Source organism: Anaerocolumna sp. AGMB13025 (genome assembly GCF_029689925.1).
Taxonomy (GTDB): Bacteria; Bacillota; Clostridia; order Lachnospirales; family Lachnospiraceae; genus Anaerocolumna.
Genome location: NZ_CP121445.1, coordinates 3,213,707 through 3,225,083, shown reverse-complemented (window position 1 = coordinate 3,225,083; position 11,377 = coordinate 3,213,707). Strand labels below are relative to the sequence as shown.

Below are 11,377 nucleotides of genomic sequence, written 5' to 3'. Positions count from 1 at the left end.
AAACCTTTATATATAAACCGGGTTCATATCTTGAATAGCTTTATTTTCAAGTACCAGACTGCCTTTCTCATCAAAGGTAAACAACCGGTAGATTAAAACATTTACCTTTTCACCTACTGTTAAGGGAATCTCCTCCAAAGACCTGGTTGCAGTCAGCATATAACCCTTAACACTTATGATTACTTCAAAGTAACTGCCCCGAAAAGAGGTCTTCTCAACCGTTCCATCCTCTACGGAATTAGGGTATAGCAGTGCTTCATCTTTTCTGGTAACCTTAATAAATTCCGGCCGGATAATTGCTCCTAAGCCATCTGCAGCTCCTTCAAAGCCGGTAAGCCTGCCATAATCCTCCAGCAAGGAAGACTGCCCGACGAACTTGGCCACGAAAAGAGTCTCTGGATTGCGGTATATCTCTGTAGGGGAACCTTTCTGCTCGATTCTTCCCTTATTCGTAATAATAATCTCATCTGCCACTTCAATGGCCTCATCCTGGTCATGGGTGACAAAGATACTCGTAATACCAACCTTGTTAATGGTATCCTTAAGCCAGCTTCTAAGCTCCTGCCTTACTTTGGCATCAATGGCTGCAAAGGGTTCATCTAACAATAATAACTGGGGACTTGGAGCTAAGGCTCTCGCAAATGCTACCCGTTGTTTTTGTCCTCCGGATAACTGATGGGGGTATCTGTTTCCTAACCCCTCTAACCCGATAAGTTGTAAGAGTTCCTCTACTCTTTCCCTGCATTCTTTTTTATTCTTTTTCTGAATCTCCAGACCAAAGGCTATATTATCAAATACACTCATATACCGGAACAAGGCGTAATTCTGAAAAACAAAGCCAATTCCTCGTTTACTTGCCGGCAAATCGTTAACCCGGCTGCCGTTAATAAAGATATCACCGGAATCCGGAGTTTCAAGACCTGCAAGCATTCGAAGTATGGTGGTTTTACCGCTTCCGCTGGGACCAAGGAGACCTATTAATTTTCCCTTCTCAATTCCGAAACTGATGCGATCGGAGGCTTTAAAATCACCGAAGGATTTGTTTATATTTTTAAGTTCTACATGCATTTCAGACACCTGCCTTTTTCATTTTATATTCCAGCACATTTCTTATAATCAGAATAATGACTGCCAGGATGACCAGCAGGGAAGAAACCCCAAAAGCCGCTGTAAAGTTAAATTCACTGAAAAAGATTTCCACCTGCAGCGGCAGGGTAATTGTCTTTCCTCTTAAATGCCCCGATAATACGGACACCGCTCCGAATTCCCCCATGGCTCTGGCCGTACACAATACAATACCGTATAAAAAAGCCCATTTTATCTGGGGAAAGGTGATTTTGCGGAAAATACGGAAAGCACTTGCACCCATAATAGCTGCTGCTTCCTCCTGATCCTTCCCCTGAGCATTAAGTACCGGTATGATTTCTCTTGAGATAAAGGGAAAGGTAACAAACACCGTGCCGAGAATGACACCTGGAACTGCAAATACGACTTTTATGTCCAGTGCGGTAAGGATGCCATGGGTCCAGCCGATTCGTCCGAAGGTAAGTATAAAAATCAAGCCTGCTATAACCGGTGATATGGCAAAGGGGATATCAATAAGAGTGGTTAACAGTTTTTTCTTTTTAAAATGATATTTTGTTACTGTCCAGGCAGCAAATAAGCCGAATACCGTATTAACTGCCACTGCTGTTGCCGTGGCTTTCAGGGTAAGAAACAATGCCTTGATGGTGTAGGTGTCAAAAACTGCTTTTTTATAAACCGAGATTCCCTCCCGGAAAGCTTCTGTTATCACCACAATAAGAGGTACAATCAGCATGATAAATAGAAATAATATACTCATAGTAATTAAGATGACTGGTACGGCTTTCGATTCTTTTTGATTTACTTTAGCCATGATTTGCTCTCCTTTCTATTCTCTGGTAAACCGGTTTGCATATACCTGTACCGAGTTGATTGCAAACAGTATTACAAAGGATACGATTAACATTACCAGTGCAATGGCATTTGCCCCGTCATAGTTAAATTGTTCCAGTTTGCTCATGATTAAAAGAGGAGCGATTTCTGTTTTAAAAGGAATATTTCCAGCAATAAAAACAACACTTCCATATTCCCCAATGGCTCTTGCAAAGGCAAGACCAAAGCCAGTTAGTAAAGACGGCAGTATTTCAGGCAATACCACCTTTATAAAGATTCTGGCTTTACTAGCGCCAAGAACCCCTGCAGCTTCCTCATACTGTGGGTCCAGATCCTCAAGGACCGGCTGAATGGTTCTTACTACAAACGGTATTCCAATAAACACCATAGCTACAATGATACCAAGTTTCGTATAAGATACCTTAATGCCCCATATGGAAAGAATTTTACCAAACATACCCTTATCTGAATACAGTGTGGTTAAGGCAATGCCAGCTACTGCTGTTGGCAGGGCAAAAGGCAATTCAATCAGACCATCTAGGAACCTTTTAAATGGGAAATCATACCGTACCAACACCCAGGCTAAAATGACTCCAAATACTCCATTTATGATTGCTGCTGTCAGAGCACAGGTAAAGCTTACCAGGTAACCGGATAGGATCCGTTTGTCCGTTACCGTGGACACAAATGTATGTATTCCCATGGTAGAGGCATTCATAACCAAGGAAGCCATTGGGATTAAAACAATTAAACTTAATAAGGTCAGAGTTACTCCCATGGATATGCCAAAACCCGGCACCACCTGTTTTCTTTTAGGATGTTTCATAGTCATCAATAGCCTCCGCTTATTATGATTTATTATTTACCGGTATAGAGCTGGTCGAAAATACCACCGTCATTAAAATGTTTTTCCTGAGCCTTATCCCAGCCCCCAAACAAGGGATCATCAATGGTTATCAGCTCTAAGTTAAGGTCAAACACATCACCAAATCCCTTTAAAATATCAGGATTCGTTGGTCTGTAATAATTATCCCCTGCCAACCTTTGGCCTACGTCGGAATAAAGATATTCAAGATATGCTGTTGCCACCTCTCTAGTTCCCCTGTCATCGACAACCTTATCCACGATTGCAACAGGCGGTTGGGCAAGGATACTGATACTTGGTGTGACTATTTCATAATCATTTGGATTTTCCTTAATGGAAAGGTACGCCTCATTTTCCCAGGCCAGGAGTACATCTCCCTGTCCGTTTTCTACGAAGGTGGTGGTGGCGCCTCTGGCTCCGGAATCCAGTACCAATACATTTTCATAAAGTTTTTTTACAAACTCTTTTATTTGATTTTCATCGTGATTATAAAGTTTATCGGCATAACCCCAGGCCGCAAGGTAATTCCATCTCGCCCCACCGGAGGTTTTAGGATTAGGGGTAATTATCTTAATATCCTCCCTGATCAGATCATCCCAATCCTTTATCTGCTTCGGATTACCTTTACGAACCAGAAATACAATGGTTGAGGTGTAGGGCGAACTGTTATTCTTGAATTCGCTCTGCCAGCCAGATTCAATCAGTCCGGCCTGCTCTATTGCCGTAATATCATACCCTAAAGCCAAAGTAACTACATCGGCTTCGTTTCCTTCTATAACAGAACGGGCCTGCTTTCCGGAACCGCCATGAGATGGCACTATGGTAACCTCCTGTCCGGTTTTATCTTTCCAGTACCTGGCGAATTCCTGGTTATAAGCTTCGTAAAATTCTCTGGTTGGATCATAGGATACATTCGTAATCTCTACGGATTTAGCCTTTGACACAGTGGTATCTTTCGCTTTACTGCCGCAGCCTGCCAGCACCCCAGTGATTAGTGTGATAATTAATCCGAAGGTAAACAGCTTTTTAATCTTCATAAATTCTCCTTTCATTCAAAAACCGAATATTCAATGTTACGGTTCTCTCTTGTTCTCTCTCTTATTCATCCTTATGTATTATTCATATACTAACAACTTTATTCATATATGTTTAGTATGATTTATGATTATACTTTAGAACTAATAGTTATGCAACAGGAAAAAGGTGTAACGTTTGCGCAGTTCATTTTGAGTCTAAACCGCCTGAAAAAGTCATAATACGTCGCTTTTAAATTTATCCTATGAAAGAACAAAGAGTCTGGCTCGCCAGACTCTAGCGCTGACGCACTGTCACGACAGTGACAATCTTCCTTAAGTGCGTCATGCGCATCCTGCCTGGAAGGCTTTTTTATTGCATAGGTAAGTTCGAAGAAGTTTCCTATGCAATAAAAAAGAGCCGGATTAACATAAACGGACAATTTCGTCCATTTATACCTGTTACTCCGGCACCTGATTATGTATCGTTGTTATAAACATTTTGTTACACTTTCCCGTACTGCTAACTTAAAAGGCAGATATAGTTTCATCGGCAGTTTATGATTCTTATTCAGCCGGCTAACCAATATATGTACCGCCATATTTCCAAGTTCCGCTTTGGGCATACCAACCGTTGTTAACATAGGCGATACATAACCTGCAAGTTCAATATCGTCCATACCGATAATAGAAATATCCTTTGGAATTTTGATACCTGCTTCGGTAAAACGCCGGATGGCCCCAATAGCAGCCACATCTGTTGCACAAAAAACAGCAGTAGGTAACGGTTTTACCCTTTTAAGCAGCATATCCGCCCCCTGGTATCCACCCGCTCCAGTCTGAGGACAGGAACAGATTAAACAACGGTCATTATCTAACTTCTTCTCTAAAAGGGTATCCAGATATGCTTTATACCGGATCTCATTTACAGTTTCCCCAATATATCCGATTCTTTTGTGTCCGAGCCGAAGCAAATAGTTTAGTGCTTCCTTGGTCGCTTCATATCCGTCACATATCACCTGATCCAATTCCGCATCCACTACATTCCGGCCAACATACACTATATTCTTATAGTGATTCTTAAGAAACTTCAAAGTACCCGTATCAAAACGGCCAATGATGATAGCACCATCGGTTTTAACAGACTCGATTTTTTTTAGTAACTCTAAATTGGCAATATCAAGTATAGAATATGACAGGGCTACTACATAACCTAAACTCAACGCCTTCTGTTCAACAGCCCGCACTACCTGGGCAAAAAAGGGATTTTCCTCCGGAGTTTTTGTCCTCCCAAGAATACAAGCTATGGTAATTGGGTTTCTGATATCATTTTTCGTTTTATTTTGCTTTAATTCAATCGCTGACTGATTTGGAACATAACCCGTATCCCTGATAATCTCCCAGACTTTATCCCTTATCTCCTTCCGTGCAAAATTGCCGTCAGGTGTATTAATAATACGTGAAACAGTAGAAATCGACACATTGGCACGTTTCGCTATTTCCTTTAAAGTCATGAATTAGAAACCTCCTTATATAACAAGCATTCCATTATAACGAATCATTATAACCTTTATCGCAATTTTGTAATTTATTATTCGATATTATACATATTATATCCTACAATGTCAATATGAATATAGTTGTTTTATCATTTAAGTGAAATAGCATGGAGCAATTGGTATGTAAAAAAGGAGAAGGACCTCAATACCTCTTAGTATAGAATCTATTTTTCATAGTCCATAACCATAAAAAAACTTGATAAAATCAGCCATAAACTTAACAGAAAGCATGATAATGATGTCTTCATAAGCGCTTCCATCTGACTCTGAATAAAAGATTCGTGAATTCAGACTCAATAACTAAGCATAATGAAAGATATCATTACAATGCTTTCTTAACAACCTTCAAAGCTGATTTTATCAAGTATCCAACAACAACTACTAAGGATTACACCTCACGTATCCCAGTTAATCTTCTAACTAGAATAATTCTCCAACAACGCATACAGCTCGTCTAAATCCTTAACGAAGATGCCTTCCTTTAGCTGCTTTTTCTCGTAATCGGATAAATTCTCAACCGATACTCCCGTATAATCAAAAACAGTCTTCTGGTCCCCGTAATAAGCAACGATATAGCCGTTTTGTTCCTTAAGGTAATATTTATTTTCCGCTTTATCTTCGTTATATGTTTTTTTCAGCACTATTTTTTCCTTAGAAAAACTTATGACTTCAAAGGAAACCAAACCTTTTTGAAATTCATTTAAAGGCAGATCTTCCATATAATCCTTTAGGTATTGAATTATTTCCTCACGGGTTAAACCAATCAGATAGCTGGGAGTAGGCAGTACTTCTTCATTGGTAACACCGGTTTTTGCATCATAAGTCTGTAAAGTATACTCCGTTGTCGGAAGTACAGTACTGTTAACAGCATCGACTGCGATACTGGTATCTGTGGTATTTTCCGTATCATTTGAAGCATTAAGATTAGTATCATCTGTTGTGTTTTGATTGTCTGCTATGTTTTGGTCCTCTGTTGTGTTTTGATTATCAGCCGCGTTTTGATTATCTGCTGCGTTTTGTACCGGTTCATTTGCAGGCGGGCTTACTTGTGCCTTATCTGAATTCTGCTGTCCATTTAACTGCAGCAGCCCATTATTCTCTAATGATAGAATCAGCTGATTATTACGCTCTACCGCACTTTCATTAAAATCTTTCAAAGCATTCTTATAGCTTAAATAATAACACGCGGAAAACATTACAGATAACGAAAAAAAACTAATGAAATATACTAATGCCTTTTTCAGTTTCACAAAAATCACTCCTTTGGCATTAAGTATTCACTAGTTTTTCCCAGTTTATACAGTTATATATTACTACTTTTAAACATCATAGATTTTTTCTATAACAAATGAAGTTTTCCTGCAATCCTCGCCAGAGTCCTGCCCAAAGGCATTTCATGCAATTCTTCTTCTGTAACTCCTTTAAACAAAAGTAACATGCAGCCATATACAGCAACCGCAACAATTACAGCTGCCAGTGTACTGATGGAATTAATACCAATCAGTTTGTGAAGGCCATAATAGGTTAAATAGGATACCACTCCCATAATCCCGGAACACAAAGTCGGTATCAGGAAAGTCTTCTTTACTTCCTGCTGATAGTTTAAATGCCTTCCGACAGAAATCCAGTTTAAGATACAAACGACCAGCGCAAAGGTTACATTACCGATTACCAGTGCATAAGTACTTAGGTTAAAGAATTGCAGCAATATGTATAAAAGAACAATATGAATACCTAATGAAATGGCGGAATGGATAACCGGAATCCGCATCTTATTGATTCCCTGAAGTACAGCATTGGTAATGGTAGAAAGAGAAAACATTACGATTGCAATGGACCCAAAACGTATCAGATTAGCCGGCAGTTCCCTGGAATCATGAAACAAAAGCTGTAAGATCGGAGAAGCCAGAACACCCATTCCAACCGCTGCCGGTATGGCAATGATCATATTAAACTTTACTGCCTGTTGTACTTTATTCTTAACTTCATAATTGGAACCGCTGGCTCTTGAAGCCACCAGACTTGGGATAATGGCAACACCCATAGCAGAGGATATGGAAACCGGAACTGTGATAAGCAGGTTATATTTATTGGAGTATATACCCCATAAGGCATTCCTGGCTTCTTCTTCCAAACCTTTTCCTGCCATAATATGTCCGAATAAAGAACCATCTAAAACCCCGCTGATCTGATAGATCGTCTGACTTAAAATAACCGGAATAATTGTTATACCAAGTGCTTTTAATATGTCTGGATAAGATTCACGGATGCTGCCGGTATCTTTTCTTAACTGCTTATCTATTATAGGTTTGTAAAGGGCAAAAATAAAAGCTAAAAAGATTAGGGCGCTACAGGCACCTACAAATGTACCAAGAGTACCTCCCGCTGCTCCAAAAGCTGAGATATCCGGGGAAGCGCTGTGATTCTTCATTAAAAAATAAGCCGCCGCAATACTGACCACTGCATTGATAATCTGTTCCAGAACTTGTGAAACTGAGGTGGGCAGCATGGTATTTTTTCCCTGGAAATAACCTCTTAATACTCCCATGACAGCGAAGACAAATATAGTAGGAGCCAATATCCGAAGTGGTATTGCACTACGGGGAGATTTATAAATCGCACTGGCAAAAATATCTGCACCAAAATAGATACCAAGAGATGCTATGGTTCCAACGATTATTGCAAAACACATGGCACATAAAAAGATCCGGTAGGAATTCCGGTATTGTTTATTCACAACTCTGGCTGCCACCAGTTTTGAAACTGCAAGAGGTAAACTGTAGGAGGATAAAATCAAGGCGATATTATATATTTGGAATGCAGTGGAATAATAACCCATTCCCTCATCCCCAATAATATTGGTTAAGGGAATCCGGTACAGCAGGCCGATTAATCGAACAATAATTGAAGCGACAGCCAGTATACTTCCCTGCACCAAAAAACTACTACTTTTCTTACCTGAACCCATAAAATCCTCCTATATACAAACATAAGCCGCTTATTCTTTGACAGGCGTCTAATGTTAAGTAAATCATTTGTAATTTAATATATTATTTACCGGCTAAAACTACATCTTCCGTCCGGTTATCCGGAAAAATTGCTATATACGTTTTTCCCGGATTCATTGTAAGTTCATTCCCCTGGGCGTCGTAATAACGCATTTTTTTCGTGCTCTCATTTTTCTTCCAGGTAATATCTGATTTTTTACCGTTGGTAATATAATATCCTTTTCCCTCGGCATTTTCTATATTCATGGTCTGGTAACCATTTTTATCAATATTCCATTCCTTAACAAATTGTACAATAATATTTTTAAAAGTCAACTGTTTTCCAGTATTGCGATCAATATGTTCCGTTCCAAACTGATATCTTCCATATAATTTATCCTTGTTATCATAAGTAAAATATGGACTGGTATAACTTGAGAATTTTAAGGTAACAGTTTCAGCCTTGTCCTCGCTTGTTAAATCCTTGTCCTCAGTATAGAACTTAAAATGCCCTTCATAATCCTTTGGATATTCTGTTTCAAACTTTTTGATTTCAGTGCCTTTTAAGATACCTTTCTTACTGGCAAAAGCGTTGTGTGGAGCTTTAATGGACTTATCCCTGTAAAATACCGTATCTCCAAGAGCCGTTAACCCGCTTAATTCATCAATACCAAGTTGCTTTATCTTTTTGGTGGCATAAGTGGTTTCACCATAATGAACATAGATTGCATCATATTCATCTGCAAAACTGACAAAATAATGTCTGGCACTCCGAACTGAACCAATCCTGGTATCATTAAGTTCATCAAAGATACCCATAAGCCTGGTAATACCGCCTTCAACAATTGCTTCATAAAGAATAGACGCTTCTGAGGTTCCGCTTTGGGGTGATGCCAGCTTAATATTATTAAACATAATTGCATATGGTCTTTTCGTGCTAATCTCCTTTGGAACCCAAAGTCCGGTCAGTTTACTTATTGCTTCCCCGTCATGATTCTCCGGTGCCTCTGTCGGTGCTTCTGTCGGTTCCACTGTCGGTGTAGGGGTCTCTTCCGAAGTCTCTGTCAGTGGCGGTGTTGGAGTAATATCTGTATCTGCCTTTTTTTTGCACCCAGCTAGTGCTAGTACCAGAATTATCAGAATAATAAATATCTTGTATTTTTTCATAATAGTAATCTCCCGTTCTTAAAGCATTATCTGAATATAGTAAGCTCGTCTAAAACCTTTTTCTGCTTTTCTTCCATTATGATTCTTTCGTTTTCTTCCATATGATCATAACCGAACAAATGCATCATGCTGTGGGCTGTTAAAAATGCAAGTTCGCGTTCCCTGGTATGCCCATATTCCTTCGCCTGCTCGATTACTTTTTCAACGGATATAATAATGTCACCAAGGAGTAATTCTCCCGTCTCCGGATTAAAGTAATCCTCTTGTGCTTCTTCTAGTCCGTCGAAATCCCCGGGAGTCTCATAACCAATCATGGGAAATGATAATACATCCGTTGGCGCATCAATAGTTCGGTAAGTCTGGTTGATCTCTCTGATTTCCTCATTATCTGTTAAAATTACATTTAATTCCACTTCATAGGGACATTCCTCCAGATCCAGTGCTTTTTCAACTACTTTTGTTATAATACTCCGGTAATCAAGATTAAGTTCAATTTCAGCTTCATATTCTAAATTTAGTGTCATTTTAGTTCCTTTCCCAACATTTACATAGATAGAAAAAATTCTTTTAAATCATTATATTGTTTCAGGGTCAATCCGGACTCGTCAAGACTTCCCCTTCTTAACCGCATCTGAAATACATTGTCTACGATTTTGTCGATAGGAACTAAGGTTTCCTCTTGACTGTCCCCGCTTGATTTGACTTCTGTTTTTTCCAAATACTCCTTGGTGGCTATTACACTGATGGCTATCATGACAATGGCAGCCTCCGGTGATTTCGGTTTATCATACTTGATATTATGCTGGCGAATGATATCTTTGATAAAATCCGGAAGCAGATAATCCTCCGCTAACTTAATGCCTTCTTCCACATATTCTTTATTCGTAATCCTGCCTATTTCATGATAAAGACCGCCTGCTTTTGCCTTAAGTTCATCAGCACCGGCTGCCTTTGCCGCCCTTTGAGAAAGATCGCTTATTAAAAGGGAATGCTTGTACACTTTTGTGGAATATTCTCTTAATCGTAATAATAACGGAAAATTAATATCCAGAATTTCATCCAGGTTATAACTTAAATCACTATTCTGATAGTTAAGGCCATCTCTGTCGACAGCCTTTATATCCTCCCTATTCACTATTCCTATGCTTTCTGTGCTTTGTTCTTCGTGATCTAGAGAAGAAAAAACCTTCTTTTTATATAAGGAATATGCTAAAAATGAAAGTCCAATGACAGCAAGACTGGAAACCAGCGAATATAAAGCAGTAATATACAACGCATTCTTAAGTATAAAATTATGGATGATAAAAATTAAAATAAGCTGCAGGGATAATATTATTACAGTCGAATAAACAAGGGTCGCCAATTTTATCATATAACCCGATAACAGGCAATAAAGAGTGCCTAGTATCAGCAGATAGATAATGAACTCTAACTGAAAGCCTCCAGCAAAACCAGCTAACAAAATCAGGTTAAAGGTAACCAGATATCCCAGATACATATGAAACGCCATAGCTGTCAATAAACCGCCTGCCATCCAAAGGGTCAGTTCTGTACTGCCTTTGGTAAACATGATCAAACATATAGACACCAGATAAGTAATAGTAAAAATAACATAAAAATTCGGCAGTTCTTTTATTTTTTCCCCTTGTGATAATATATAAAATGCAATAATAGATATCAAAACAACAGATAACACACTTAATTTTATAATAGTAATTAAGGCAGCACCATTCACGGTCCCAAAGAATAGTATGATGAAAACGGATACAATCCCTACTATCCCGCACATATAAGCAAATGGCTTACTGCCTTTGGCAGTACTAAGATGTTTCACTAAAAACCCCCATCAGCCTGTAAGGTACAGACTTA

At 39.0% G+C, this 11,377-nt stretch carries 10 protein-coding genes; all 10 read right to left on the bottom strand.

From position 1 onward, the window contains the following. Positions 1 to 6 precede the first annotated feature (6 nt). Positions 7 to 1,068: a sulfate/molybdate ABC transporter ATP-binding protein gene (locus tag QA584_RS13155; protein ID WP_278274955.1), complete on the bottom strand. Its 1,062-nt coding sequence runs from the start codon at positions 1,066 to 1,068 to the stop codon at positions 7 to 9. 1 nt (position 1,069) lies between these two features. Further along, positions 1,070 to 1,897 carry a sulfate ABC transporter permease subunit CysW gene (cysW, locus tag QA584_RS13150; RefSeq protein WP_278274954.1) on the bottom strand — a complete coding sequence of 276 codons (828 nt, stop codon included), beginning with the start codon at positions 1,895 to 1,897 and terminating at the stop codon, positions 1,070 to 1,072. Between the two features lie 15 nt (positions 1,898 to 1,912). After that, positions 1,913 to 2,743: a sulfate ABC transporter permease subunit CysT gene (gene cysT / locus QA584_RS13145; protein WP_278275166.1), complete on the bottom strand. Its 831-nt coding sequence runs from the start codon at positions 2,741 to 2,743 to the stop codon at positions 1,913 to 1,915. Positions 2,744 to 2,775: 32 nt separating this feature from the next. After that, positions 2,776 to 3,819, bottom strand: coding sequence for a sulfate ABC transporter substrate-binding protein (locus tag QA584_RS13140; protein WP_278274953.1), 1,044 nt, complete (start codon positions 3,817 to 3,819; stop codon positions 2,776 to 2,778). A gap of 467 nt (positions 3,820 to 4,286) precedes the next feature. Beyond that, complete coding sequence (locus tag QA584_RS13135; RefSeq protein WP_278274952.1) at positions 4,287 to 5,309, bottom strand: LacI family DNA-binding transcriptional regulator; 1,023 nt, start codon at positions 5,307 to 5,309, stop codon at positions 4,287 to 4,289. 461 nt (positions 5,310 to 5,770) lie between these two features. After that, entirely contained in the window at positions 5,771 to 6,604 is an 834-nt protein-coding gene (locus QA584_RS13130) for a BofC C-terminal domain-containing protein (RefSeq protein ID WP_278274951.1), read from the bottom strand. A gap of 89 nt (positions 6,605 to 6,693) precedes the next feature. Continuing rightward, the gene (locus QA584_RS13125; RefSeq protein WP_278274950.1) at positions 6,694 to 8,322 is read right to left on the bottom strand and encodes a putative polysaccharide biosynthesis protein; all 1,629 of its coding nucleotides are present in this window, start codon (positions 8,320 to 8,322) and stop codon (positions 6,694 to 6,696) included. A gap of 82 nt (positions 8,323 to 8,404) precedes the next feature. Then, positions 8,405 to 9,508 carry a DUF3048 domain-containing protein gene (locus QA584_RS13120; RefSeq protein ID WP_278274949.1) on the bottom strand — a complete coding sequence of 368 codons (1,104 nt, stop codon included), beginning with the start codon at positions 9,506 to 9,508 and terminating at the stop codon, positions 8,405 to 8,407. Positions 9,509 to 9,534: 26 nt separating this feature from the next. Next, a complete protein-coding gene (ybeY, locus tag QA584_RS13115; protein ID WP_278274948.1) occupies positions 9,535 to 10,032 on the bottom strand; it encodes an rRNA maturation RNase YbeY in 498 nt (165 codons plus the stop codon). Between the two features lie 20 nt (positions 10,033 to 10,052). After that, the gene (locus tag QA584_RS13110) at positions 10,053 to 11,342 is read right to left on the bottom strand and encodes an HDIG domain-containing metalloprotein (protein ID WP_278274947.1); all 1,290 of its coding nucleotides are present in this window, start codon (positions 11,340 to 11,342) and stop codon (positions 10,053 to 10,055) included. Positions 11,343 to 11,377: the final 35 nt, after the last annotated feature.

Coding starts and splice junctions, on each gene's coding strand:
- QA584_RS13155 (WP_278274955.1), bottom strand. CDS start 1,068: ATGCATGTAGAACTTAAAAATATAAACAAATCCTTCGGTGATTTTAAA.
- cysW (WP_278274954.1), bottom strand. CDS start 1,897: ATGGCTAAAGTAAATCAAAAAGAATCGAAAGCCGTACCAGTCATCTTA.
- cysT (WP_278275166.1), bottom strand. CDS start 2,743: ATGAAACATCCTAAAAGAAAACAGGTGGTGCCGGGTTTTGGCATATCC.
- QA584_RS13140 (WP_278274953.1), bottom strand. CDS start 3,819: ATGAAGATTAAAAAGCTGTTTACCTTCGGATTAATTATCACACTAATC.
- QA584_RS13135 (WP_278274952.1), bottom strand. CDS start 5,309: ATGACTTTAAAGGAAATAGCGAAACGTGCCAATGTGTCGATTTCTACT.
- QA584_RS13125 (WP_278274950.1), bottom strand. CDS start 8,322: ATGGGTTCAGGTAAGAAAAGTAGTAGTTTTTTGGTGCAGGGAAGTATA.
- QA584_RS13120 (WP_278274949.1), bottom strand. CDS start 9,508: ATGAAAAAATACAAGATATTTATTATTCTGATAATTCTGGTACTAGCA.
- ybeY (WP_278274948.1), bottom strand. CDS start 10,032: ATGACACTAAATTTAGAATATGAAGCTGAAATTGAACTTAATCTTGAT.